Source organism: Streptomyces sp. NPDC006430 (assembly GCF_040612395.1).
Lineage (GTDB): Bacteria > Actinomycetota > Actinomycetes > Streptomycetales > Streptomycetaceae > Streptomyces.
The window spans coordinates 259444-284552 of record NZ_JBEXQA010000007.1; the positions used below are offsets into that span (position 1 = coordinate 259444).

The following is a 25109-nucleotide window of genomic DNA, read 5'->3' on the forward strand; positions in this document are numbered from 1 at the left end:
CCGCGTCCCGCATGCGGTCAAGCGTCAGTGCCGGGGGCGTTGCCCGCCCGGGCGTCGCCCCCGCCGCCGGACACGCCGCCGGACACGCCGCCGGGTACGCCGCCGACCCCGTGGCGGAGTCGCCGTACGGCCTCGTTCAGCTCCCCCGCGCCCGATACCCCGGCGAAGCTGAGCCGTACGTACGGACCCGGCGGTTCCGCACAGAAGTACGGGCGGCCGGGCGCGACCGCGACCCCGGCGCGCAGGGCCGCCGCTGCGAAGGCGTCGTCGCCCTCGGCCGGCCGCGCCCACAGCTGGTATCCGCCCGAGGGCAGATGGGGCAGCGCCAGCCCGGGCAGCTCCCTGCGCAGCGCGCCCGCGAGCACGTCCCGCCGGTGCCGCAGCTCGGCGGCGACCGCCCGCAGGTGGCGGGGCCAGGCGGGCGAGCCGACCAGTTCCAGGGCCGCCTCCTGCAGCGGGCGGGGGACGAAGAAGCTGTCCACGACCTGGATGGCGCGCAGCCGGTCCAACACCGGGCCGCGAGCGGCGAGCGCGCCCACCCGCAGGCTGGGCGAGGTGGCCTTGGTCAGCGACCGCACGTGTACCACCACCCCGTCGCGGTCCTCGGCCGCGAGCGTCGCGGGCAGTGGTCCGGCGTCCTCGTGGGCCAGGGACCGGGCGTAGTCGTCCTCCACCACGAAGGCCCCGGCGGCCCTGGCGATCCGCAGGACCTCGGTCCGCCGGGCGGGCGCCAGCACCGCGCCGGTCGGATTCTGGAACAGCGGCTGGCACACGAACACGCGCGCCCCGGTCGCTTCGAACGCGGCGGCCAGCAGCTCCGGCCGGACCCCCTCGGCATCCACCGGGACGGGCACCGGCCGGCATCCGGAGGCTCGGGCGATGGCCAGCAGCCCGGGGTAGGTCGGGGACTCCACCAGGATCGGGGCACCGGGCGGGGCCAGCGCCCGCAGGGCGGTGGTCAGCGCGCTCTGCCCACCCGCGGTGACCAGTACGTCGGCGGCCACGACGGCGCCGCCGATCTCCCGGGCGAACCAGTCGCGCAGTTCGGGCAGCCCTTCCATGGGCGGCCGGCCCCAGGCACCGGGGCGCCGGCCGGCCCGGGCCAGTGCGGCGGCCATGGCCCGCTCCGGCTGGAGGGAGGGGTGCAGGTAGCCGCCGTTGAGCTCGATCACGCCGGGCGGCGGCGCGGCCAGCGAGACCAGCACTCCCGAGGCGTCCACGGAACGGGGCACCACGTCACCGGCGCCCTCCGCGCTGAGGGCGACCTCCTGCCAGGAGGTGTCCCCGGGTGCGGGCTCCGCCGTACGGGGCCGGGCCCGGAACACCCCGGCGCCCGGCCGGGTGACCACCAACCCCTCGGCCGCCAGCTGCGCCAGGGCGCGGGACACGGTGACGGGGCTGACCCGGTAGCGCTCCACCAGAGCGCGGCTCGACGGAAGCTTTCCACCTACGGAGTAGCGGTTGAGCTCCGACCGGAGGGATTCTGCCAGCTCTGCCACACTGCTACGCTCGTACATGACAGCACAGAATAGCGCTACTCGCCGCACAACGATAGCGGTTGAGAGGTCCGCCGACCGGACCGCGGGCAGCCGTCGCACCGGCGGTCCACTCCCCGGCGGTCGCCTCGAACGCGGTCGCCTCGCCAGCGGCCGGGCCACCGGCGGCACCGCGCTCGCCTCCCTCGGCGTCATCGCCTTCTCGCTGACCTTCCCCGCCACTGCCTGGGGCCTGGAGAGCTTCGGCCCCTGGTCCTTCGTCGCCGTGCGCAGCGTGCTCGCCGCCCTGATCGCCGGCGGCTTCCTGCTGGCCGGACGCGTCCCCTTGCCCGCCCGCGCACATTGGGCGGGCCTCGCTGTCGTCGCCGCCGGAGTGGTCGTCGGCTTCCCGCTGCTCACCACTCTGGCCCTGACCACCTCCACCACCTCGCACGCCGCCGTCGTGGTCGGCCTGCTCCCGCTCACCACCGCCGCCGTGTCCGCCCTGCGCACCGGTGTCCGGCCCTCGCGCCGGTTCTGGGGGGCGGCCGTCGCCGGGGCCGCCGTCGTCCTCGGCTTCACCCTGACCCAGAGCGGCGGAGCCCTCTCGGTGGGCGACGGCTACCTCTTCGGCGCCCTGCTGGTGTGCGCGGCCGGATACACCGAGGGCGGGCGCCTGGCCCGCGTCCTGCCCGGCTGGCAGGTCATCGGCTGGGCGCTGGTGCTGTGCCTGCCGCTCAGCCTGGCCGGTGCGGCGCTGGGGCTCGCGTACGAGCCGGTGCACCTGACCGGCCACGGGCTGGCCGGTCTGCTCTGGGCGGCGGCCGGCTCCACCTTCCTCGGCCTGTACGTCTGGTACCGCGGCATGGCGGAGATCGGCGCCCCGCGGGCCAGTCAGCTGCAGCTCGCGCAGCCACTGCTGACCCTGGTCTGGTCGGTGGCCCTGCTGGGTGAGCACCTGACGCCCGCGGCCCCGGCCGCCGCCTGCGCGGTGCTGGTCTGCATTGCCGTGACCCAGCAGGCCTAATCCATACGAACCGCCGTAAACTGCTATCACCGGATCAGACCGCCTCTGAGGAGGTCAGCAATGCGCGCGACCGAGGGCGACCAGCTGGTGCAACACGGCAGGATCGTGGGGCAGCACGACAGGGTCGGTGAAATCACTCAGGTAATGGGCGAGAACGGCACTCCTCCCTACCGCGTCCGTTTCTCGGACGGCCACGAGGCCGTCATGTCCCCGGGACCCGACTGCGTCGTGAAGCACCCGACGAAACCCACCCCATGACTCAACGCGGCGGCACCGTCGTCGGGTAGTGGTCGGCAACGACCCTGGCCATCGCTCCGTTGGGGTCCGCGACCACCTGCTTCGCCGAGAAGTAGACGTGGCCGCGGACCTCCGGATATCCGCGGGCGAACGCCACGTGATTCGACAGCTCCGCCGGATCGCGCCACGCCGCGGTGGCGCTGTTGCGGTCGCAGCGGTACAGCGCCTCCCCCACGTACAGGGCGACACCGGTGCCCGCGACGGTCTTCGCCCACCAGGGGACGATCTTGGCGTAGTCGGCGGTCGGGTGGCCGAGCTGCCAGTAGGCCTGCGGCACGATGTAGTCGATCCACCCCTGCTTGACCCACTTGCGGGTGTCCGCGTACAGGTCGTCGTACGTTTCGACGCCCGCCTGCGTGGGCGAACCCAGCGGGTCCCGGTCGCTGTTGCGCCAGATCGCGAAGGGGCTGATGCCGAAGCGCGCGGCCGGGCGGATCACGCGTAGCCGGGCGGACATCTCGCTGACCAGGGTGTCCGTGTTGTGCCGGCGCCAGTCCGCGCGCGAGGCGAAGGCGCCGCCGTAGCGCGCGTACGCGTCGTCGTCGTCGAAGTCCTCGCCCTCGGCGGGGTACGGGTAGAAGTAGTCGTCCCAGTGCACCCCGTCCACCGGGTAGCGGGCAACGGCGTCGAGCATGACCTCCTGCACGAAGGTGCGCACCTCGGGCAGACCGGGGTTGTAGTAGAGCTTCCCGTTGTACGCGACCGTCCACTCGGGACGGAGCCGGGCCGGATGGGTGACCGCGAGGCGCTCGGGTTCGGTGTGGTTGGCCACCCGGTACGGGTTGAACCAGGCGTGCAGTTCCAGCCCCCGGGCATGGGCTTCGGCGACCGCGGTACCGAGCGGGTCCCAGCCGGGATCCTCGCCCTGCTCCCCGGTCAGCCACTGCGACCAGGGCTCCCGGGCGGCGGGCCACATCGAGTCGGCGGTCGGCCGCACCTGGAGGACCACCGCGTTCAGGCGGCGGGCGACGGCGGTGTCGAAGAGGTCGGTCAGCTCCTCATTCTGCGCCTCGGCGGTCAGCCCGGCCTCGGAAGGCCAGTCGACGTTCTCCACAGAGGCGATCCACATGCCGCGGAACTCGGCCGCGGCCTTCCTTCCCGGACCCGGCCGCCGCGCCGCCCCCACCGCTCCCGCAGGGTTCGCCGAGCCGGCCGCGGCCAGCAGCCCGGCGGCCCCCGCCAGCAGCTCCCGCCGTCCGATGCACTCCATGTGACGACTCCGTTCCGTTGCGTGACATTGCCGTGCCTCTGACAGCATGCCCGCCCCGGCCCCCCGGCAAGGTCAAGGTCGGGGGTAACGTCGGGGGGCGTGGCGGGCGCCGGAATGCAGTTACCACTGCGAAGCACGGGGGACCCGCCGACGGATGAGCAGCGAAAGGCACGAAGTGACTGACCTCCCTTCCGACATCACCCGAGTCGGCGTAGTGGGCTGTGGCCAGATGGGCGCGGGCATCGCCGAGGTGTGTGCCCGCAGCGGCCTCGAGGTGAAGGTCGCCGAGACCACCGGCGAGGCCTTGGAGATCGGGCGCACCCGGCTGCACAACTCCCTGACGAAGGCCGCCGAACGCGGCAAGATCAGCGAGGAGGAGCGGGACGCCACCCTGGCCCGCCTCACCTTCACCACCGATCTCGGCGAGTTCGCCGACCGTGACCTCGTCATCGAGGCCGTCGTCGAGAACGAGCAGGTCAAGACGGAGATCTTCCAGGTCCTCGACCAGGTGATCACCCGCCCGGACGCGATCCTCGCCTCCAACACCTCCTCGATCCCGCTGGTCAAGCTGGCCGTCGCGACCTCGCGGCCCGACCAGGTCATCGGCATCCACTTCTTCAACCCGGCACCGGTGCAGCAGCTCGTCGAGCTGATCCCCGCGCTGACCACGGGCGACGAGACGATCAAGCGCTCTGAGGCCCTGGTGCGGGACGTGCTGGGCAAGCACGCGATCCGCGCCCAGGACCGGTCCGGCTTCGTGGTCAACGCGCTCCTCATCCCGTACCTGCTGTCCGCGATCCGGATGTTCGAGTCCGGCATCGCGAGCCGCGAGGACATCGACAACGGCATGGAGCTGGGCTGCGCCCACCCGATGGGCCCGCTGAAGCTGGCGGACCTGATCGGCCTGGACACGGTGGCCTCGGTGGCCGACTCGATGTACGCGGAGTTCAAGGAGCCCCTGTACGCCGCTCCCCCGCTGCTCCAGCGCATGGTCGATGCGGGCCGCCTCGGCCGCAAGACCGGCTCGGGTTTCTACCCGTACGGCTGATCCCCGGCCTACGGCTGGCCGATCCGCAGGTGGTGCAGGAGCAGCAGCCCGGCCGCCATGTTGGCGGCCGGGATCTCGCCGCGCGCGATCATGTCCGGTACCAGCTTCAGCGGCACCCACTCGCGGCGCGAGGACTCGAAGTCGTCCTCGGGATGTCCGACGTACGTGGCCCCGTCCGCCCAGTAGAGGTGGTGGCGGGCGTCGGTGAGTCCGTTGGCCGGCTCGACGGTCATGAGGTGGTGGAGGGGACCGGGCCGCCAGCCCGATTCCTCCTCCATCTCCCGGGCCGCGGCGTGCGCCACGTCCTCGCCGTCCTCGACCACGCCCGCGGGCAGTTCCCAGCCCCAGCTGTCGGTGATGAACCGGTGCCGCCACAGCAGCAGTACCTCATTGGCCTCGTTGACGGCCGTGGCGACGGCGACCGGACGCAGCCGGATCACGAAGTGGTCCAGGTGTCGGCCGTCGGGGAGTTCCACATCGGCGAGGTTCACGTCGAACCAGCGGTTCTTGTACACGGTCTGCTCACTCAGGTTCGTCCACTGCACGGTTATGCCACCTTCCGTTTCCGTTGGTGGCAACATGGCAGCAGCTCGGCCCGTCACAGTGGAACGCGCAGCGCCCCGTCGATGAGCCGTGCAGTCTCTTCCGCGCCGGCACATCCGCTGGTCAGCAGCTGTTCGCGGACCATCCGCAGCCGGTCCCGCAGCCGCCGCGACTCCATTCCCCGGGCCCTTTCGGCCATTTCGGCGGCTGCCGCCACCGCGCGGTCCGCCTCGCCCTGGCGCAGCTGGATCTCGCACAGCATCGCCAGCCGGTGGACCCGCCCCCGGTCGTGCGCGGGCGTCCCGACGGCCGCGGTCGCCTGCTCGTGCGCGGCGTCGAGGTCGCCGAGACTGAGCAGCGCCTCGGCGACCTGTACGTTGACCAGCCCGGGCTGCACGTACCCGGTCTCGTCCGGCTCCGTACCGGGCCGGATCCGCTCGGCAGCCGCCTCGGCATTCCGGATACAGGCCAACGCGGCCCCCGTGTCGCCTAGTTGGGCGTACGCCTTCGCCTGCATGGCGTACAGGTCGGCAGCCAGCGCAGGGGTGGTGTGCCGACCCGCGGCACGCAGAGCGGCCTCGGCGAACGCCACCGCCTGGCGGTGCTCCCGCAGGTGCAGGGACTGGTTGACGATCAGTGCGATGACGTAGGCGCCGAGCCCCCGGTCCCCACTCGCCTTCGCGAGCCGAAGCGCCTGGTGGAAGTAGCGCTGGGCGAGCCCGTGAGCGTCCGAGTCGTACGCACAGATCCCCGCCACCGCCACCAGGGAGCCGCTCGCCCGGTGCAACTGGCGGCCGAGAGCGTCCGAGTAGTTCCCGCGCAGCATGGGGGCGGTCTCGCTGCCGAGGAAGTGGACGATCCGGGCCCGGGTGGCCACCCCGCCGGCCCGGCGGTACATCAGCTCGTAGTGCGCACGGGCGGCCCGGAGGACCTCGATGTGCTCCGGACCTATCCGGGTCGGCCCGTCGCGGGAGACGTCGGCGTCCTCGGGCGGGTTCTCCCACTCCCAGACCGGTATCACTGCGGGCGTACCGGTGACGGCCTCAACGGTCAGCAGCTGGAGCCGGCCCTGTTCGTCGGAACGCCACAGGGCGGCGGCCCGGTCGACGAAACCGCTGAGCGGGGAGCCGTGTGCGGACACCGGCTGCCCCGGCACGCCGAACCCGACGTCGTCCAACGACACCGGGCGCCGGAGCCGACCGCCGAGCACCTCGCAGATCAGGTCGGGCACCTGACCGCGCGGGCGCTGTCCCTTCAACCACCGCGTGACGGCGGTGTGTTCGTACCGCAGCGCGAGTCCGCGGGACCGACCCGCCTGGTTCACGTGCGCGGCAAGTCCGGCGTGGGACATGCCCGCCTCGGCGAGGAGGGCGTCGAGCAGGTCATTGGGCTGCATGGGCCCCTCCAAGGGCTCTTCGCACCCAGGCTAGTGGGTGCACGGTTCACACGGAGGTACTGCGTTCGACTCACACCGGGTGTGCTGCTCTCGATTTCGTACAGGGGTACTGCTCTCGATTCACACAGGGCGTACTGAGCTCGATTCACACAGGGTGTACTGAGCTCGATTCACACAGGGTGTGAAGTGAGTACGCGCATAAATGCGATACGCACTCTGCCGCAAGAGCCCCCGGGGGCGCTTCACTTAAGGGCCTCGCCAAGAGGTAGCTCGGGTCGTCGGCTCCCCCTCGTACAGTGCGACGACCCGCCCCCGCGCCGCCCGCTCTGCTGTCTGCCCGACACTCCATGGCAGGCGGGCGGCGCGCTCCGGCTCCGCCGGTGCCCGGTTGGTCACCGGGCCCGGCAGGAGCTGGGGCACTTCCCCCGATGCTGTCCACCGCCCGATCACCGGACACGAGTGGCCGGCGTTCTCACCGGAACGAGTGAGGGGCGCATCCGGTGGTCCGGATGCGCCCCTCAACAGCCCTACGTGCGGCGGAAACCGCGGCAGCGGTTATGCGCCGCGCAGCACCGCCCCGGTACGCTCGGCGGCCAGCGCCACTGCCGCGTCGCGCGCGGCGGTGGATTCCTCGGCCGTCAGCGTGCGGTCGGCCGCGCGGAAGCGCAGCGCGTACGCCAGGGACTTCTTACCCGCGCCGACCTGCTCACCCGTGAACACGTCGAACAGCCGCAGGGACTCCAGCAGTTCGCCGGCTCCCTTGCGCAGTGCGGCCTCCACCGACGACGCCGGAACGGACGCGTCCACGATCAGTGCGACGTCCTGGGTCGCCACCGGGAACGTGGAGATCCGGGGCGCCTGCATGGCCTCGCCGCCGGCCGCCGCGAGGCGGTCCAAGTCGAGCTCCATGGCGCTGGTGCGGGCCGGCAGGCCCATCGCCTTGACGACGCGCGGGTGCAGCTCACCGGCGTGGCCGATGACCTGCTCGACCCCGTCGAGGGTAACGACGAGCTCGGCGCAGCGGCCCGGGTGCCACGGCCCGTACTGACCCTGGCGGACCACGAGTTCGGCACCGGCCTCGACGGCCAGCGAGCGCGCGGCCTGCACCGCGTCCGCCCAGTCGGCCGGGCGGCCCTTGCCCCACCAGCCGGCCTGCTCGCGCGCACCGGCCAGCACGACCGCGGCGTAGCGCGGCTGGGCCGGCAGCGCGGCGTTCAGCGTGGCGATCTCCTCGACCGTGGGACGGCGGTCGACGGGCAGCCGTACGGCCACACCCGGCTGCGGGCCGGCCCGGAAGACCGAACCCGTCTCGAAGAGGGCGAGGTCGTGGCTGCCCCGACTGTCGTTGCGGCGCAGCGCGCCCAACAGACCCGGCAGCAGCGTGGTGCGCAGCGCCGGCTCCTCGTCGGAGATCGGGTTGACGAGCCTGACGACCTGTCGGGCGGCGTCGTGCGCGGGCAGCTGGAGCTGGTCGAAGACGCCCTCGCCCACGAACGGGTAGCTGAGCGCCTCGACGTAACCCGCGCCGGCCAGCGCGCGGCCCACCCGGCGGTGCAGCTGCTGCCGGGCGGTCAGACCGCGGCCGGAGGGCACCTGCGGCAGGGTCGAGGGAAGGTTCCCGTACCCCTCCAGCCGGATGACCTCTTCGGCCAGGTCGTTGGGCTCGGCGAGGTCGGGCCGCCACGACGGGACGGTCACGACGAGTTCGTCCTGGCCGTAGACGTCGCAGCCGATCTCCTGGAGGCGGCGGACCACGGTCTCGCGGCCGTAGTCCATGCCGGCAACGCGGTCCGGGTGGTCCGCGCCCATTGCGATGGAGCGCGGTGCGCCCGGGGCGGTGAGCTCGGTGACGCCGGCCTCGGCGGTGCCGCCCGCGAGCAGTACGAGCAGGTCGACGGTCCGCTGCGCGGCGGCGGAGGCCGCCTGCGGGTCGACGCCGCGCTCGAAGCGCTTGGAGGCCTCGGAGGCGAGCTTGTGACGGCGGGCCGTGCGCGAGATCGTCAGGGCGTCGAAGTGCGCGGCCTCGATCACGACGTCCGTGGTGCCCGAGACGATGCCGGTCTCGGGGTCGGTCACGGAGTCGGCGATCTCGGTGTTGGCACCGCCCATGACACCGGCGAGGCCGATCGGCCCGCTGTTGTCGGTGATCACCAGGTCCTCGGCGTCGAGCGTGCGCTTGACCCCGTCGAGGGTGGTGAACTTCTCGCCCTGCTCGGCCCGGCGCACGCCGATGGCACCGTCCAGGCGGGAGCGGTCGTAGGCGTGCAGCGGCTGGCCGAGTTCCATCATCACGTAGTTCGTGACGTCGACGGCGAGCGAGATCGGACGCATGCCGGCCTTCTGCAGGCGTCGCGTGAGCCAGATCGGGGACTTCGCCTCGGGGTCGAGGCCGGTCACCGTACGGGCGGTGAAGCGGTCGCAACCGATCGGGTCGTCGATCTTGACCAGGTAGCCGTACGAGTTCGGCGCCGGCACGTCGAGCAGCGCCGGGTCGCGCAGCGGCAGACCGTACGCGGTGGCCGTCTCACGGGCCACGCCGCGCATCGACAGGCAGTAGCCGCGGTCCGGGGTGACGGCGATGTCGAGGACCTCGTCGACGAGCTGGAGGAGCTCGATCGCGTCGGTGCCGACCTCGTGCTCCGGGGGGAGCACGATGATGCCGTGCGTGCCGTCGTCGCCCATGCCCAGCTCTTCGCCCGAGCAGATCATGCCGTGCGAGGTCCGGCCGTACGTCTTGCGCGCGGCGATCGCGAAGTCGCCGGGCAGGACCGCGCCGGGCAGGACCACGACGACCTTGTCGCCCACGGAGAAGTTCCGGGCGCCGCAAACGATCTCCTGCGGCGCGCCGGTTCCGTTGGCCTGGCCGACGTCGACCGTGCAGAAACGGATCGGCTTGCGGAAGCCTTCGAGCTCCTCGATGGTCAGTACCTGGCCGACGACAAGGGGGCCCTTGAGGCCCGCGCCGAGCTGCTCGACGGTCTCGACCTCGAGACCGGCGTCGATGAGCTTGGCCTGTACGTCACGACCGGTTTCACCGGCAGGCAGGTCGACGTACTCCCGCAGCCAAGAAAGCGGGACCCGCATCAGATCTCCATCCCGAACGGCCGGGTGAACCGGACGTCACCCTCGACCATGTCTCGCATGTCTTCGACGTTGTGGCGGAACATCAGCATCCGCTCGATGCCGAACCCGAAGGCGAACCCGCTGTACTTCTCGGGGTCCACACCGCAGGCGATGAGCACCTTGGGGTTGACCATCCCGCAGCCGCCGAGCTCGATCCAGCCCTCGCTGGAGCAGGTACGGCACGGACGGTCGGGGTTGCCCACCGACTCGCCGCGGCACACGTAGCACTGCATGTCCATCTCGGCGGACGGCTCGGTGAACGGGAAGAAGTTCGGGCGCAGGCGGGTGGTCATGTCCTTGCCGAAGAGCGCCTGGACCATGTGGTCCAGGGTGCCCTTGAGGTCGGCCATGGTCAGACCCTCGTCGACGGCGAGCAGCTCGACCTGGTGGAAGACCGGGGTGTGCGTCGCGTCGAGCTCGTCGGTGCGGAACACCCGGCCCGGGCACACCACGTACACCGGCGGTTCCCGGTCGAGCAGCGATCGCGCCTGCACCGGGGAGGTGTGGGTGCGCAGTACGACGCCGGACTCGTCGCCCTCGGTGCCTTCCGGCCCCTGGACGAAGAAGGTGTCCTGCATCTGGCGCGCCGGGTGGTCGGGCGTGAAGTTGAGGGCGTCGAAGTTGAACCACTCCGCCTCGACCTCGGGCCCTTCGGCGACCTCGTAGCCCATGGCCGTGAAGATGTCCGCGATGCGGTCCATCAGCGTGGTCAGGGGGTGCCGGGCGCCGGCGGGGACGCGGTCGTACGGCAGCGTGACGTCCACCGCCTCCTCGACCAGCACCCGCTCGTCGCGCTCCGCCTCGAGCTCGACCGTGCGGGCCCCGAAGGCCTTGTTCACGGCGCCGCGGGCCTGGCCCACGCGCTTGCCCGCCTCGGCCTTGGCCTGGGGCGGCAGGGCGCCGATCTCGCGGTTGGCGAGCGCCAGGGGCGAGCGGTCGCCCATGTGCGCGGTCTTCGCCTCGCGCAGCGCGTCGAGGTCGCCGGCGGACGCGAAGGCGGCGAGCGCCTCGTCCCGCATGCGCTCGATCTCTTCCGGTTTCAGTGCCTCGACCTCGACAGGGTCGTACGACTTGTTCGGTGCCGACATCTCTTCCCGTACTTCCGATGGCTGGCTGGTGGAGCCCCGCGCGACCCGCTCAACAGTCTCGATCGACCGATTCGGACAAGGGCCCAAAGGTGCCAAAGGACGAGTCTAAAGGTCGCTGGGGGTGGAGGAGCCCGTGGGCCGCCTGGTGAGACGCTCCCGCAGGGTTACTGCGTGAGGTAGGCCGGCGCGCCCACGGGCAGGATAAATCGGAACTCGGCGCCGCCGCCGGGGCCGCGGCCGACCGTGATGGTGCCGCCGTGGGCCTCCACGATGCCCTTGACGATGTACAGGCCCAGGCCGGTGCCGCCGCGCTTGCTCCCCCGCCAGAAGCGGGTGAAGACGCGGCCCATCGACTCCTCCGGGATCCCGGGGCCCTCATCGGTCACGGTGACGGCGGTTCCCTTCTCGGTCTTGCCCGCAGCGTTCGTCAGGCTGGTCGGCGATACGTCGATGGTGACCGTTCCCTCGCCGTGCCGCACCGCATTTTCGAGGAGGTTCCCGAGGATCTGGTCGATCTTGTCGGGATCTGCCCACAGATCGGGGAGCTCTCGGCTGACCCGTAGGAGGAACCGGTCGGGGGCCTGGCCGTTCGCGGTGAGCGCCTGGACGTGACGGCCCACCGCGGTGGCCATGTCCACCGGCTGGCGGCGCACCTCCAGGCGCCCCGAGTCGATGCGGGAGATGTCGAGGAGCTCGGCGATCAGACGGGTGACGCGGTTGGCGTCGGCATCGACGGTCTCCAGCATCAGGCGCTTCTGGTCGTCGGTGAACCGCTCCCACTTGGCGAGCAGGGTCGCCGTGAACCCCTTGACGGAGGTCAGCGGGGAGCGCAGCTCGTGGGCCACGGTGGCGATCAGCTCGGCATGGCTGCGCTCGGTGCGGCGCCGGGCCTCGGTGCCGCGCAGGGTGACGACGAGGCGGCGCAGCGGCCCGGTGGGGTGGGTGCGGACGTAGCGGGCCGAGACCAGGACCTCGCGGCCCCCGGGGAGCAGGAGGTTGCGCTCGGGCTGGCCCCGTCGGGTGGCGAGGCCGCCGTACGGGTCGGTCAGCGCCCACCAGCGGCGGCCGTCGAGGTCCTCCAACGGCAGCGCCCGGTCGATGCGCACGCCGAGCGCCTCCCCGGGGGCCAGCGCGGTGATCCGGGCGGCGGCGGAGTTGAAGCAGATCACCCGGCCGGTGTCGTCGGCGACGACGAGCCCGTCGGGCAGGTCGTCGGGATCGATCCCGATCGTGGCGAACTCGGGAAGGTCGCAGGGCCCGGGTGCCGCCGGTCCGGCGCGGCCCGCGCCCTGCGCGGGCACGGCCGCCAGGGACGGCGTCCCCGCCGCCTTCGTGGCCCCTGGCGAGCTGTTCGTACCGACGGTCATGTCCCCGTACCCCACATCTCCGGGTAGCGCAGTGGGCCCCCCGGGCCGCCACACTACTAGCTGGGGGTCACGGAGCGGCACCCTCCGGACGCCCGCTGTGCACGCGCGGACGCGTACAGGCACACCGCAGCGGCCGTGGCGAGGTTCAGGCTCTCCGCCTTGCCGTGGATCGGAACCCGCACCACGGCGTCCGCGAGCGCCCTCGTCTCCTCGGGAAGGCCCCACGCCTCGTTGCCGAAGACCCAGGCCGAGGGGCCGCCCATGGTGCCCGCGTCGAGTTCGGCGTCCAGGTCGTCCTCGCCGGCCCCGTCGGCGGCGAGGATCCGCACGCCCGCCGCCCGCAGTCCTTCGACGGCCTGCTCCACGGGGACGCCGACCGCCACCGGCAGGTGGAAGAGCGAGCCCACGGAGGCCCGGACGGACTTCGGGTTGTACAGGTCCACGGAGGCGTCGGTCAGTACGACGGCGTCCGCGCCGGCGGCGTCCGCACAGCGCAGCACCGTGCCGGCGTTGCCGGGGTCACGGACGTGCGCCAGGACGGCCACCAGCTTGGGCTCGGCCTTGAGGACGTCCTCGAACGGCGAGTCGAGGAAGTGGCAGACGCCGACGAGCCCCTGCGGGGTGACGGTCTGCGAGACCTCGGCGAGCACCTCGTCCGAGGCGTAGTGGACGCGCGCGCCGGCGGCCAGCGCGGCATCGACGATGTCGGCGTAGCGTTCGGCGGCCTCGACGGTCGCGAACAGCTCGATCAGGGTCGACGTGCCCCCGGCGCCCCGGTGCTCGACGGCCTCGCGCACGGCCTGCGGGCCCTCGGCGATGAACCGGCGCTCCTTGGTGCGGAAGTTGCGCCGCGCCAGTCGCCTGGCGGCGGCCACCCGCGGGGATCGGGGGGAGATCAGCTCGGCGGGGGCGGGGGTACCCATGGCGGTCGGCTCGCTTCCGTACGTACTGCGGGTCGAAACAGGTGGATCGTCTACAACGCGCCGGACCCGCAGGCACGGGGCCTGCGGGTCCGGGCTGAAGCCTGTGAAGGCCTCGCTGCGCACAGTGTGGTGCTTAGGCGGCAGCGGGGGCCTTCGGGGCGTTCACGTCGGCCGGAAGCGCCTTCTGCGCAACCTCGACGAGCGCGGCGAAAGCGTTGGCGTCGTTGACGGCCAGCTCCGCGAGGATCTTGCGGTCCACCTCGACGTTGGCGGCCTTCAGACCCTGGATGAGGCGGTTGTACGTCATGCCGTTCTGGCGGGCAGCGGCGTTGATGCGCTGGATCCACAGCTGACGGAAGTCGCCCTTGCGCTTCTTGCGGTCGTTGAAGTTGTAGACCAGCGAGTGGGTGACCTGCTCCTTGGCCTTGCGGTACAGGCGCGAACGCTGACCGCGGTAGCCGGAGGCCGCTTCGAGGATCGCCCGGCGCTTCTTGTGGGCGTTTACTGCCCGCTTGACGCGTGCCACTTTTTAACTCCTTGTAGCGGGGCCGTGGGTGTCTTCACACGGCCCGAATTCGATGGGGTCCCGGTCTCGACGTCCCTCCCAGCTGACGCTGGGACGTGCCCCCACCCGGTGGGCGGGAGCGGAGGACGTCACTTGCCGAGAAGCTTCTTGATCTTCGCGGCGTCGCCGGGGGCCATCTCCGCGGTGCCGGTCAGGCGGCGGGTGACACGGGACGACTTGTGCTCGAGCAGGTGGCGCTTGCCGGCGCGCTCGCGGAGCACCTTGCCGGAGCCGGTGACCTTGAAGCGCTTCTTGGTACCGCTGTGCGTCTTGTTCTTCGGCATGGCGCCGTTATCTCCTCGTCGGTGGCGCTCCCCACCGGTCCCGTGCTGGACCGGCTTGCGGGAGCGTCATGTTGTGTCGGTGATCCGAGACAGGCTGCCTCGGAATCAGGCCTCGGCCGGCGCCTCGGGAGAGGCATCCTCGGTGGCCTCGGCAGAGGCGACCTCGGTGCCCTCCTCGACGGGGGCTTCCTCGGAAGGAGCCTCGTCGGCGGCGACACCCTGGCGCTCGGCCTTGCGGGCGGCCTGCGCCTCGCGGGCTTCGGCCATCGCCTCGGTCTTCTTCTTGTGCGGACCGAGGACCATGATCATGTTGCGGCCGTCCTGCTTCGGGTTCGACTCGATGAACCCGAGGTCCTCGACGTCCGAAGCGAGGCGCTGCAGCAGTCGGTAGCCGAGTTCCGGCCGGGACTGCTCGCGACCACGGAACATGATCGTGATCTTGACCTTGTCGCCCTGCTTGAGGAACCGAACGACGTGACCCTTCTTGGTGTCATAGTCGTGCGGGTCGATCTTCGGCCGGAGCTTCATTTCCTTGATGACCGTGTGCGCCTGGTTCTTGCGCGCCTCACGGGCCTTCATGGCCGACTCGTACTTGAACTTGCCGTAGTCCATGAGCTTGCAGACCGGCGGGCGTGCGGACGCCGCGACCTCGACCAGGTCGAGGTCGTACTCCTGCGCGAGCTCAAGCGCCTTGGCAAGCGGCACGATGCCGACCTGCTCGCCGCTGGGACCGACGAGTCGTACCTCGGGAACGCGAATCCGGTCGTTGATGCGGGGCTCGGTGCTGATGGATCCTCCTCGGTAGCACCACACGGCTGCCTGGCAGACAGCCGCTGACGTCTTATGTCGTCAGACCAACCGCGGCGGAACACGAAAAATGCCCCGCCGGGCACAGGCAGGGGCTCCAAAACAACCGGAGCACCGCCGCATGTGATCGCGGGGCGCAAACTCGGGCAGCTTTCCATCGTCCGTACGGAACGATGGATGCCACCTGACCGGTGACCCGCCGCCCCGGAGGGTGGTCGGGTGGGAGAGCGGAGCCTCCACTTGTGGGCCGGGGACATGCGTCTCCGGCCGGTCGTCAGCCCAATATAGCATTCCGCGCCGGGTCCGCTCACCCTGTGGCGTCGCACCCGCCGGCCGCGCACCGGGTCCGCGGTCCCCGGTCGGCGGCCCGCGCGGCCCGGCTTATCGTGTGAGGCATGACTGACGCGACCCCCACCCCCGCCACCGAGGCCGACCAGGCCCCCGACTACGACGCCATGACCCGCGACATCGCGGACGTGCCCGCCGTCGAGGTGATCACCACGGTGGCCGTGCACCTGCTGAGCGCCGCGGCGGTCAACCTGGGCCTGGACAAGCCGGACTCCGAGCACAAGGACCTCGACGAGGCCCGCAAGCTGATCACCGCCCTGGCCGGGCTGGTCACGGCGAGCGCCACCGAGATCAGCTCCTTCCACGCGGCTCCGCTGCGCGACGGCCTGAAGTCGCTGCAGCTGGCCTTCCGCGAGGCGTCGATCGTGCCGGACGAGCCGGGCCAGGGGCCGGGAGAGAAGTTCACCGGGCCGGTCTTCGGCTGAGCCGGTGAGGCACGGATCGTGAGGAGGGCCGGGGCATCGCCCCGGCCCTCCTTCGTGTCCCCGGTGGTGCGCTCAGCGCGTGAAGAGCGGGTCCCCGGGCTGCGCCGGGGCCGTCTGCGGGAGCAGGGCCAGGTCCAGCCCGCGCACCAGCCGGGCCCGCAGGATCTCGTCGGCCGCGAGCGCCTCGGCGACCCGGCGGGCCGCGGTGTGCGCCTGCTCGTCGGACGCCAGCACGATCGCCAGGGTGCCGTCCGCGTCCGCCCCGCCCGGGCCCAGGTGGGCGCGGAGCACCGCCGGCTCCGCGGCGACCGCGGCCCGTACGGCCTCCCGTACGGCGGGGTCGGTCAGCGGATCCGCGTCGGTGCGTCCCTCGGCCAGCGCGCGCAGCGCGGAGCCCGTGAGTTGGTACGTGACGGGGCCGGCCATGTCCAGGACGACGGTGTCGGCCTTCTCGTGCGCGGCGGCCACGAGGGCCTGGTGCAGCGGGACGGCCACCGGCCGGGCCTCCGGGTCCCACAGCGCGAGCGAGGCGATCGAGGTGAACGCGGGCAGCGCCCGCCGGTCCCCCGCCCGCAGGGTCGGGACGGCCATGTCGCTGGTCTTCTCCCGCTTCAGGCCCGTCTCCGGGTCGGTCTCCACCTCGCCGAGGACGGCGACGACCGGAACCAGCAGACGGGCGCCCTTGAGGGCGGCCAGCAGCTGCGGCTCCTTCGCTCTGTCCTCGGACCAGGCGGCCAGGGCCGCGCTCAGCCGGGGGTCGGCAGAGCCGTCGTCGTCGGAGAAGCCGGGGTCGGGAATGCTTTTGTTCGCCACAGTTACCCGACCCTATCCCGATGCCGGCGTGCGCCTGCCGGGCGCCGGGCCAGTACGGCGGCCAGCACGAGCAGCGCCAGGCCGGCGCCCGCGGCCGTCGGGGCGCCGAGGCGGGCGCCCCGCTCGGTCGGGCGGACGCGTTCGGGGCCGGGGCCGAAGTACGGGCGCTCGGCCGCGACGGGCGCGGGGACCGGCGGCTCGGGGCGCATCGTGTCGGCGACCTGGAGGGCGGCGACGGGGTCCACGAGGCCGTGGCCGCGCGCGTCGTCGCGGCCACCGGCCGGGGCGTCGGACGCGGTGTCCTCCAGCAGTTTCTTGATCTGGGCCGGGGACAGGTCCGGGTGCGCGGCCTTGACGAGGGCCACGGCGCCGGAGACGAAGGCCGAGGCGGCGCTGGTGCCCCAGCCCTCGTAATAGGAGCGGTCGGGGTCGGCGATGACGACGTCGACGCCGGGGGCGCTGACGGTGGCGTACCAGTTGCGGGTGGAGAAGGAGGCCTTGCTGCCGCCGCGGTCGACGGCGGTGACGGCGATGACCCCGGGGTAGGCGGCCGGGTAGGAGGCGTGGTCGCCCTGCTGGCCGCCGTTGCCCGCGGAGGCGACGACGACGACGCCCTTGGCGAGGGCGTACTGGACCGCCTCGTCCTCGGCGGCCTCGTGGTGGGCGGAGGCGCTGTCGTCGCCGAGCGAGAGGTTGATCACGTTCGCGCCGTGGTCGGCGGCCCAGCGGATGCCCTCGGCGAGGGCGCCACCCTTGCTCTCGCGGGCCTTGGCCCGGCCGGGGTCGCCCTCTTCGAGGATCACTCGGACCGGGAGGATCTTTGCCTGTGGGGCGAGGCCGAGGACGCCCTGGCGGCGGTTGGGGCCGTGGCCGTGGCCGGCGATGATCCCGGCCATGGCGGTGCCGTGCCGGGCCCAGGCGCGGTCGCCCCGGCCGGCGCCCATGCCGATCAGGTCGGCGCCGTCGAGGACCTGGCCTGCCAGGTCGGGGTGGGTGGCGTCGACCCCGGTGTCGAGGACGGCGACGGTGACCCCGTCGCCCTGGGTGGTGCCCCAGGCCTCCTCGGCGCGCAGGGTCGTCAGGGCCCACTGGCGGTCGCGGATGGTGTCGGCTGCGGCAGGGGGCGCGGTGGTGGCGAGGAGGGCGCCGAGTACGAGGGCCGCGGCGGCCCGGGGTCGGCTCATCGGACGGGCTCCGCGGGAGCGGGCGGCGCGGCGAGGGCCCGTACGGACCGCTGCATCAGGTCGGCGACGGCCTTGGCTTCGTGGCCGAGGCCCGCCCGGGCGGCGGCTCCGGTGGCGTCCTTGCGCATCATGTCCTCGGCGGGGTGCGGCTCTTCCAACGGGCGGCCGTCGCTGAAGGCGGAGACGGTGTAGACGACGACGGGGGCCTCGGAGAGTACGGACGCGGTCCAGGCGCCGCGGCGGCCATCGGCGAAGCCGTAGCCGGGCGGGGCGGGAAGACGCCCCCGCAGGGCCTCCATCGCCGGGGCGTCGGCCGGGGTGAAGACCATGCCGACGGTGACCAGGGAGCTGCGGGTGGCGTCGGTGTAGGTGGCGCGCAGGACCCGGGCGCAGCCGGTGGCGGCGAGGGCCGTCTGCCAGTCGGGGGCGAGCGCGGGCCCGCAGTCGGCATCGGGGGCGAGCGCGACCCGGGTCCAGGTGCGGTCCGCTCCGCCGGGTCCTGCGTCGGCCCCGGTCAGGACGGGCGGGAACAGCGTGTCGACGGGGGTCGCGCGCCAGAGCGAGCCGGCCTTGCGGTAGGCGGCCTCGGCGGTCAGGGGGCGGTGGGCGGCCCGGTGTTCGGCCCAGCCGCTGAGGCCGGCTCCGCCGAGCAGGCCCAGTCCGAGCAGGGTGCACAGCGCGGCTGCGGCGCTCCGCGGGGACCCCCGACGGGTCGGTACGGGGTCCGGGGTGGGGTCGGGGTCGGGCTCGGCCAGGACCGCGGTGCGCGGTGTGGACGTACTCATTCCGGCGGCTCCGCCCCCCGTTCCGTACGGCTGCCTCCCCGTACTGTACGCGTCCGCCTCCGCTCCGGGCCGGGGGTCGCCCCCGATGCGGGCCGGGCGCGGGGTGCGGGCGGGGCGCCGTAGACCCCTACCCACCGGTACGACCATCTGGCAGGCTGCCGCCCATGAATCTTCCCGCCGGTGGGGATCGGGCCCGCTACGACCGGGCCACCGCGCATCTCGACGCGCCCCTGGCCATCGTCGATCTCGCCGCGTTCGACGCCAACGCCGACGACCTGGTGCGCCGGGCCGGCGGCAAGCCGATCCGGGTCGCCAGCAAGTCCGTGCGCTGCCGCACGCTCCTCGAACGCGTCCTCGCCCGGCCCGGGTTCGCCGGAATCATGTCGTACACCCTCGCCGAGTCAATCTGGTTGGCGCGGTCGGGCTTCGAGGACGTGCTGCTGGCCTATCCGTCCGTCGACCGCGCCGCGTTCGCCGAGCTCGCGGGTGACCCCAAGCTGGCCGCCGCCGTCACCGTCATGGTGGACGACGTGGCGCAGCTCGAACTGATCGACCGGGCGAGGGACGGTGGCGCGCAGGAGATTCGCGTCTGCCTCGAACTCGACACCGCGTTCCGCCTCTTCGGCGGGAAGGTCCGTATCGGCGCTCTGCGTTCGCCGTTGCGCGAGCCGGCGCAACTCGCCGAGCTCGCCCGTTCGGTCAACGCCCGCTCGGGGTTCCGGGTGGTGGGGCTCATGGGGTACGAGGGGCATGTCGCCGGCGTTGGAGACGCCCTGGCGGGACGCCCGTTGCGCTCCCGCGCCATCCGGCTCATGCAGGCGGCGGCCCGCAAGGAGCTCGCGGTCCGTCGAGCCGAGGCGGTACGTGCCGTCCGGGCGGTCGTCCCGGACCTGGAGTTCGTCAACGGCGGCGGCACCGGCAGCGTCCAACAGACCGCCGCCGAGGACGCCGTCACCGAGATCGCCGCCGGCTCGGGGCTCTACGTACCGCGGCTGTTCGACAACTACTCCTCCTTCCGGGGGCGCCCGGCGGCGCTCTTCGCCCAACCCGTGGTCCGCAGGCCCGGCGTCGGCGTGGTCACCGTGCTCGGCGGTGGCTATCCCGCCTCCGGCGCGGCGGGTGCGGACCGGCTGCCCGAGCCGTACCTGCCGCAGGGACTGCGTTACGACCCCCAGGAGGGGGCCGGCGAGGTGCAGACCCCGCTGCTCGGCAGCCCGGCCGACGATCTGCTGATCGGCGACCGGGTCTGGTTCCGGCACGCCAAGGCCGGGGAGCTGTGCGAGCGGTTCGACGCGCTGCACCTCGTCGAGGGCGACCGGGTGACGGCCACCGTGGCGACCTACCGGGGTGAGGGCCGCACGTTCCTGTAGTCCCGGTGGTGAGAAGACCTGGAAGTCCCTAGAAGACCGAGTCCGTCTGGTCCGGGATGACGCTCGTGTCACCCCGGCGGACCGGGCCGGGCGTGCCGTCGCGGTCAACGTAGCCCGTGGTGGAGCACGGGTACGGCGCGGTCTTCTGCTTCTTGGGCTCGATGAACATCGGGTTCACGATCCACTTGCCGTCGCTGTTGTCGTAGGCCCGGCACATCAGCTCGTTCTTGTTCCGGTTCACCACCAGCCGCAGGGCGGTCGCGTCCCGCAGGAACGAGACGTCGGTGTCGGAGTCTCCCGCGGCGAACACCTGGCGGCGGGCGGCCGGCTGGACCCTCTCGGCGGCCGGCCCGCGGACGCCGAAGACCTCCTTGTTGATCCAGCAGCGCTTGCCGTCGATGTACGTGATCATCGTGTCGGCGCCGTCCTTGACCGACCCGCATCCCTGAAGGTGTGCGGTGAACTTCCCGCCGGTCGTGGTCGTGTTGCGGATGCCGATGACGTGGTCCGCGTCGACGCCGACGCCCTTGGCCCACACCTCGACGACCGGCTGCGGCGAGGCCGAGCTGATCCAGACGTCGAAGCCGGCCTTCTGCAGGCCTTTGATGAGGTCCTTCTGCTGGTCGTAGTAGCGGACCCAGCCGGTGACGCTCGCGGTACCGACCTGCTGCTTGGCGCCTACGGGTGCGGCGAGGTTCTCGCCCTGCGCGGCGGCGGCGAAGCCGCGGATCTCCCGTGCGGTCCACCCCTGCATCAGCTGGGGCAGCCAGGCGTACGCGGGTTCGGTGGTGCGGTGGTCCCAGCCGGCGAAGGCCGCGGTGCCCGAGCGGGTGGCGGCGGTGCCGTAGACGGAGGCCAGTTCGTCGGCGCAGCTGGCACCCGCGGGGGTGCCGGTGGGCAGCGGGGCGCCGGGGTCGGCGAGGGCGCCGCAGGCGTCGGCCAGGGCCTTGGCGGCGGCCGGGGTGAGGTGGCGGCTGGTGGTGCTCCAGTCCCCGGCGGCGGGCTGGCGGATCTTGCCGTTGCGCAGCAACCAGTACAGGGTGGCGTCGCCGACGTCGTTCTTGACGACGGTGTTGTCCCAGTCGAAGACGGCGACGGGCTTGGTGCGGCTGGGGCGGTACGGGTTGCACCTGCCGTACGCGTCGATCAGCTGCTGGAGCCGGGCCCGGTTGTCCCCGTACCAGCCGGCAGCGAGCTGCGGGGTGGTGCAGCGGGCGCCGGGGCGGGCCGCCTGGGCGGCGGGCGCGGCGGCCACGAGGGTGCCGGCGGCTATGGCGACGGCGGCGCCGACGGCCTGGAGCCGTCGTGCGGTGTCGAGTCGGGTCACTGGGGTGGACGCTCCTGATTCCTACGAAGATCATCTCGGACGGTAGAGCACGACAGCCGGGCGTCGTGCGACGCCCGGCTGCCGGGGGGATGGAGTGCGGGTGAACGCTCGGCCGGCCTACAGGGGCGTCACGTACGCGCCGGAGATGCCGCCGTCGACCAGGAAGTCGGTGGCGTTGATGAAGGACGAGTCGTCGCTGGCGAGGAAGGCGACGGCTGCCGCGATCTCGGTGGGTTCGGCGAACCGGCCCAGCGGGATGTGCACGAGGCGGCGGGCGGCCCGCTCGGGGTCCTTGGCGAACAGCTCCTGGAGCAGGGGGGTGTTGACCGGCCCCGGGCACAGGGCGTTGACGCGGATGCCCTCGCGGGCGAACTGCACGCCGAGCTCGCGGGACATGGCGAGTACGCCGCCCTTGGAAGCGGTGTAGGAGATCTGGGAGGTGGCGGCGCCCATGATGGCCACGAAGGAGGCCGTGTTGATGATGGAGCCGCGGCCCTGGCGCTGCATGTAGGGCAGGGCCGCCTTGCAGCACAGGTAGACGGAGGTGAGGTTGACGTCCTGGACGCGCTTCCAGGCCTCCAGGCCGGTGGTGAGGATCGAGTCGTCGTCGGGGGGCGAGATGCCCGCGTTGTTGAAGGCGATGTCGACGGAGCCGTAGGTGTCGAAGGCGGTCTTGAAGAGGGCTTCGACCTCCTCGGGGCTGGTGACGTCGACCTTCACGAAGGTGCCGCCGACCTCTTCGGCGGCGGCCTTGCCGGCCGTTTCGTCGATGTCGCCGCAGACCACGTGGGCGCCCTCGGAGGCCAGGCGGCGGGCAGTGGCGAGGCCGATGCCGCTGCCGGCTCCGGTGATGACGGCGGTGCGGCCGACCAGGCGGCGGCAGACGATCTCTTCGGTGCTCATGGTTCAGGCCTCCGTGCTGATGAAGACGTTCTTGGTCTCGGTGAATGCGGTGAGGGCGTCGGGGCCGAGCTCGCGGCCGAGCCCGGACTGCTTGTAGCCGCCGAAGGGGGTCCAGTAGCGGACGCTGCTGTGGGAGTTGACGGACAGGTTGCCGGCGGCGACGGCGCGCGAGACGCGCAGTGCGCGGCCGACGTCGCGGGTCCAGAGGGAGCCGGAGAGGCCGTACTCGGTCGCGTTGGCCAGGCGTACGGCCTCCTCCTCGTCCTCGAAGGGGAGCACGACGGCGACCGGGCCGAAGACCTCCTCGGCCGCCACGGGGTCGGTGGGGGCGACGTCCGTGACGAGGGTCGGGGGGTACCAGAAACCGGGGCCCTCGGGGGCGGTGCCGCGGATCGCGGCGAGGTCGTCGGTGACGTAGGACCGTACGCGGTCCAGTTGTACGCGCGAGATCAGCGGCCCCATCTGGGTCTTCTCGTCGGTGGGGTCGCCGACGACCACGCCCTCGATCCCGGGGGCCAGGAGTTCCAGGAACCGGTCGTACGCGGACCTCTGGACGAGGATCCGGGTGCGGGCGCAGCAGTCCTGACCGGTGTTGTCGAGGAAGGCCATCGGGGCAGCCGCCGCGGCGGCCTCCAGGTCGGCGTCGGCGAAGACGATGTTGGGGCTCTTGCCGCCGAGTTCGAGGGTCACCCGCTTCACGCGGTCGGCGCACGTCCGCATGATCTGCTTGCCGACGGCGGTGGAACCCGTGAAGACGATCTTCGCGACTCCCGGGTGCTGGACGAGCGCGTCGCCCGCGACCGTCCCGTGGCCGGGGAGCACCTGGAAGAGGTGCTCGGGGATCCCGGCTTCGAGGGCGAGTTCGGCGAGGCGCAGCGCGGTGAGGGGGGTGGTCTCGGCGGGCTTGAGGAGGACGGCGTTGCCCGCGGCCAGGGCCGGGGCCAGGCCCCAGGCCGCGATCGGCATGGGGAAGTTCCACGGGGCGATCACGCCGATGACGCCGAGGGGTTCCAGGAAGGTGACGTCGATGCCGCCGGCCACGGGGATCTGGCGGCCGGAGAGCCGTTCCACTCCTCCGGCGGCGAATTCGAGCAGGTCCCGGACGTTGCCGGCTTCCCAGCGGGCGTTGCCGATGGTGTGTCCGGCCTCGCGGACCTCCAGCTGGGCCAGTTCCTCGACGTGCCCGTCGACCACCGCGGCGAACCGGCGCAGCAGCCGGGCGCGGTCGGCGGGGGCGGCTGCGGCCCAGCCGCGTTGGGCGGCAGCCGCCCGCGCGACGGCGGCATCGACGTCGTCCCGTGTGGCGGCCGGGACGATGGCGACGGTTTCTTCGGTGGCCGGGTTCAGCACTCTCAGAGTGACGGGGGCCAGCGCATCGGACACGTGGTGCCTCTCAGGTGTTCGGTTCAAGGTTTCCGGCGGGTGGCCCGGCTACAGGCGTTCGAAGGAGCGGCGCAGTTCCCAGTCGGTGACCGCGGAGTCGTACGCGTCGAGCTCGACGCGCGCCATGTTGCGGTAGTGGGCGACCACCTCGGGACCGAAGGCGGCCTTGGCGATCTCGCTGTTCTCCCACAGTTCAGCGGCCTCGCGCAGGGTGGTGGGGACGTGGGCGAAGTCGGCGGTGTACGCGTTGCCCGCGCAGGCCTCGGGCAGTTCGAGGCGGTTCTCGACGCCGTAGAGCCCGGCCGCGACCAAGCCGGCGACGGCGAGGTACGGGTTGACGTCGCCGCCCGGAAGGCGGTTCTCGAAGCGCATGGAGCGGCCGTGGCCGACCACGCGCAGCGCGCAGGTCCGGTTGTCCACGCCCCAGGCGACGGCGGTGGGCGCGAAGGAACCTGGCCGGAAACGCTTGTACGAGTTGATGTTCGGGGCGTAGAGAAGGGAGAAGTCGCGCAGCGCGGCCAGCTGGCCGGCCAGGAAGTGTCGCATCACCGGTGACATTCCGCCCGGGCCGTCGCCGGCCATCGCGTTGTGCCCGTTGGCGTCGCTGAGCGAGAGGTGGATGTGACAGGAGTTGCCCTCGCGCTCGTCGAACTTGGCCATGAAGGTGAGCGAGACGCCTTCCTGCGACGCGATCTCCTTCGCCCCGGTCTTGTAGACGGCGTGCTGGTCGCAGGTGGTCAGCGCCTCGTCATAGCGGAAGGCGATCTCGTGCTGGCCGAGGTTGCACTCGCCCTTCGCCGACTCCACGATCAGGCCCGCGGCCTGCATCTCGTTGCGGATCCGGCGCAGCAGGGGCTCGATGCGACCGGTTCCGAGGACGGAGTAGTCGATGTTGTACTGGTTGGCGGGGGTCAGGCCGCGGTAGCCCGCGTCCCAGGCCTGCTCGTAGGTGTCCTGGAAGACCATGAACTCCAGCTCGGTACCGACCATGGCCGTGTATCCGTGCTCGGCGAGGCGGTCGAGCTGGCGGCGCAGGATCTGCCGGGGTGCGGCGACGACCGGCGAGCCGTCGTTCCAGGCGAGGTCCGCGAGGAGGAAGGCGCTGCCCGGGTTCCAGGGGATCCGGCGCAGGGTGGCGAGGTCGGGGTGCATGGCGAAGTCGCCGTAGCCCCGGTCCCAGGAGGACATCTCGTATCCGTCGACGGTGTTCATGTCCGTATCGACGGCGAGCAGGTAGTTGCAGCCCTCGGTGCCGTGTTCGAGGACCTCGTCGAGGAAGAACTGTGCGGCGAACCGCTTGCCCTGGAGCCGTCCCTGCATGTCAGGGAAGGCCAGGACCACGGTGTCGATCTCGCCGCTGGCCACGAGGGCGCGGAGCTCCTCGGGCGCGAGCGGCGGCTTGCGGTCTACCACTGGAA

At 72.3% G+C, this 25109-nt stretch carries 23 protein-coding genes; 5 read left to right on the forward strand and 18 right to left on the reverse strand.

Going from position 1 to position 25109, the window contains the following annotated elements; translation table 11 throughout:
* Window positions 1-17: 17 nt before the first annotated feature.
* Entirely contained in the window at window positions 18-1517 is a 1500-nt protein-coding gene (locus ABZZ20_RS14055) for a PLP-dependent aminotransferase family protein (RefSeq protein ID WP_356869657.1), read from the reverse strand.
* Between ABZZ20_RS14055 and ABZZ20_RS14060 the strand changes: the two genes are divergently transcribed.
* A complete protein-coding gene (locus tag ABZZ20_RS14060; protein WP_356869658.1) occupies window positions 1516-2502 on the forward strand; it encodes a DMT family transporter in 987 nt (328 codons plus the stop codon). The genes ABZZ20_RS14055 and ABZZ20_RS14060 overlap by 2 nt on opposite strands.
* A gap of 60 nt (window positions 2503-2562) precedes the next feature.
* Window positions 2563-2760 carry a DUF1918 domain-containing protein gene (locus tag ABZZ20_RS14065; protein WP_356869659.1) on the forward strand — a complete coding sequence of 66 codons (198 nt, stop codon included), beginning with the start codon at window positions 2563-2565 and terminating at the stop codon, window positions 2758-2760.
* A gap of 1 nt (window position 2761) precedes the next feature.
* Here ABZZ20_RS14065 and ABZZ20_RS14070 read toward each other — a convergent pair whose 3' ends face one another.
* Window positions 2762-4009 (reverse strand): family 10 glycosylhydrolase, encoded by a 1248-nt coding sequence (locus ABZZ20_RS14070; RefSeq protein ID WP_356869660.1) that lies wholly within the window; start codon window positions 4007-4009, stop codon window positions 2762-2764.
* A 154-nt stretch (window positions 4010-4163) separates the two neighbouring features.
* Here ABZZ20_RS14070 and ABZZ20_RS14075 point away from each other — a divergent pair, with 154 nt between their 5' ends.
* Window positions 4164-5057 (forward strand): 3-hydroxybutyryl-CoA dehydrogenase, encoded by an 894-nt coding sequence (locus ABZZ20_RS14075; RefSeq protein ID WP_356869661.1) that lies wholly within the window; start codon window positions 4164-4166, stop codon window positions 5055-5057.
* A gap of 8 nt (window positions 5058-5065) precedes the next feature.
* Here ABZZ20_RS14075 and ABZZ20_RS14080 read toward each other — a convergent pair whose 3' ends face one another.
* The 9 genes from ABZZ20_RS14080 to infC all read right to left on the reverse strand — a co-directional run bounded on the left by ABZZ20_RS14080 (window position 5066) and on the right by infC (window position 15159).
* Window positions 5066-5602, reverse strand: coding sequence for an NUDIX hydrolase (locus tag ABZZ20_RS14080; protein ID WP_356869662.1), 537 nt, complete (start codon window positions 5600-5602; stop codon window positions 5066-5068).
* A gap of 53 nt (window positions 5603-5655) precedes the next feature.
* Window positions 5656-6996 (reverse strand): transcriptional regulator, encoded by a 1341-nt coding sequence (locus ABZZ20_RS14085; RefSeq protein WP_356869663.1) that lies wholly within the window; start codon window positions 6994-6996, stop codon window positions 5656-5658.
* A gap of 555 nt (window positions 6997-7551) precedes the next feature.
* A complete protein-coding gene (gene pheT / locus ABZZ20_RS14090; protein ID WP_356869664.1) occupies window positions 7552-10080 on the reverse strand; it encodes a phenylalanine--tRNA ligase subunit beta in 2529 nt (842 codons plus the stop codon).
* The gene (gene pheS, locus ABZZ20_RS14095; protein ID WP_356869665.1) at window positions 10080-11207 is read right to left on the reverse strand and encodes a phenylalanine--tRNA ligase subunit alpha; all 1128 of its coding nucleotides are present in this window, start codon (window positions 11205-11207) and stop codon (window positions 10080-10082) included. The genes pheT and pheS overlap by 1 nt, the downstream gene beginning before the upstream one ends.
* A 164-nt stretch (window positions 11208-11371) precedes the next feature.
* Window positions 11372-12574 carry an ATP-binding protein gene (locus tag ABZZ20_RS14100; RefSeq protein WP_356869666.1) on the reverse strand — a complete coding sequence of 401 codons (1203 nt, stop codon included), beginning with the start codon at window positions 12572-12574 and terminating at the stop codon, window positions 11372-11374.
* A gap of 56 nt (window positions 12575-12630) precedes the next feature.
* Complete coding sequence (locus ABZZ20_RS14105) at window positions 12631-13497, reverse strand: RNA methyltransferase (RefSeq protein WP_356869667.1); 867 nt, start codon at window positions 13495-13497, stop codon at window positions 12631-12633.
* Window positions 13498-13630: 133 nt separating this feature from the next.
* Window positions 13631-14023, reverse strand: a complete 393-nt coding sequence (gene rplT / locus ABZZ20_RS14110; protein WP_352214554.1) for a 50S ribosomal protein L20 — start codon at window positions 14021-14023, stop codon at window positions 13631-13633.
* 128 nt (window positions 14024-14151) lie between these two features.
* Window positions 14152-14346 (reverse strand): 50S ribosomal protein L35, encoded by a 195-nt coding sequence (gene rpmI / locus ABZZ20_RS14115; protein WP_030860183.1) that lies wholly within the window; start codon window positions 14344-14346, stop codon window positions 14152-14154.
* A gap of 105 nt (window positions 14347-14451) precedes the next feature.
* Entirely contained in the window at window positions 14452-15159 is a 708-nt protein-coding gene (infC, locus tag ABZZ20_RS14120) for a translation initiation factor IF-3 (RefSeq protein ID WP_356869668.1), read from the reverse strand.
* Between the two features lie 389 nt (window positions 15160-15548).
* Between infC and ABZZ20_RS14125 the strand changes: the two genes are divergently transcribed.
* Entirely contained in the window at window positions 15549-15926 is a 378-nt protein-coding gene (locus ABZZ20_RS14125; RefSeq protein ID WP_356869669.1) for a DUF1844 domain-containing protein, read from the forward strand.
* Between the two features lie 72 nt (window positions 15927-15998).
* Here ABZZ20_RS14125 and ABZZ20_RS14130 read toward each other — a convergent pair whose 3' ends face one another.
* Genes ABZZ20_RS14130 through ABZZ20_RS14140 form a run of 3 tightly spaced genes read right to left on the reverse strand, consistent with a single transcriptional unit; the run spans window position 15999 to window position 18708 of the window.
* Window positions 15999-16739 carry an SseB family protein gene (locus ABZZ20_RS14130; protein ID WP_356869670.1) on the reverse strand — a complete coding sequence of 247 codons (741 nt, stop codon included), beginning with the start codon at window positions 16737-16739 and terminating at the stop codon, window positions 15999-16001.
* Window positions 16740-16741: 2 nt separating this feature from the next.
* A complete protein-coding gene (gene mycP, locus ABZZ20_RS14135; RefSeq protein WP_356869671.1) occupies window positions 16742-17923 on the reverse strand; it encodes a type VII secretion-associated serine protease mycosin in 1182 nt (393 codons plus the stop codon).
* Window positions 17920-18708, reverse strand: coding sequence for a hypothetical protein (locus ABZZ20_RS14140; protein WP_356869672.1), 789 nt, complete (start codon window positions 18706-18708; stop codon window positions 17920-17922). The genes mycP and ABZZ20_RS14140 overlap by 4 nt, the downstream gene beginning before the upstream one ends.
* Before the next feature lie 164 nt (window positions 18709-18872).
* On the opposite strand from ABZZ20_RS14140, the gene ABZZ20_RS14145 reads away from it, so the two are divergent.
* On the forward strand, window positions 18873-20078 hold the full coding sequence (locus ABZZ20_RS14145) for an amino acid deaminase/aldolase (protein ID WP_356869673.1): 1206 nt from the start codon (window positions 18873-18875) through the stop codon (window positions 20076-20078).
* Window positions 20079-20106: 28 nt separating this feature from the next.
* Here the strand turns inward: ABZZ20_RS14145 and ABZZ20_RS14150 are convergent, their stop codons facing one another.
* From ABZZ20_RS14150 to ABZZ20_RS14165, 4 genes are all read right to left on the reverse strand, one after another.
* Window positions 20107-21405, reverse strand: a complete 1299-nt coding sequence (locus ABZZ20_RS14150) for a haloacid dehalogenase-like hydrolase (RefSeq protein ID WP_356869674.1) — start codon at window positions 21403-21405, stop codon at window positions 20107-20109.
* A gap of 117 nt (window positions 21406-21522) precedes the next feature.
* The gene (locus ABZZ20_RS14155) at window positions 21523-22308 is read right to left on the reverse strand and encodes a 3-oxoacyl-ACP reductase (protein WP_356869675.1); all 786 of its coding nucleotides are present in this window, start codon (window positions 22306-22308) and stop codon (window positions 21523-21525) included.
* Window positions 22309-22311: 3 nt separating this feature from the next.
* Complete coding sequence (locus tag ABZZ20_RS14160) at window positions 22312-23691, reverse strand: aldehyde dehydrogenase family protein (RefSeq protein WP_356869676.1); 1380 nt, start codon at window positions 23689-23691, stop codon at window positions 22312-22314.
* A 48-nt stretch (window positions 23692-23739) separates the two neighbouring features.
* Window positions 23740-25104: a glutamine synthetase family protein gene (locus tag ABZZ20_RS14165; protein ID WP_356869677.1), complete on the reverse strand. Its 1365-nt coding sequence runs from the start codon at window positions 25102-25104 to the stop codon at window positions 23740-23742.
* Window positions 25105-25109: the final 5 nt, after the last annotated feature.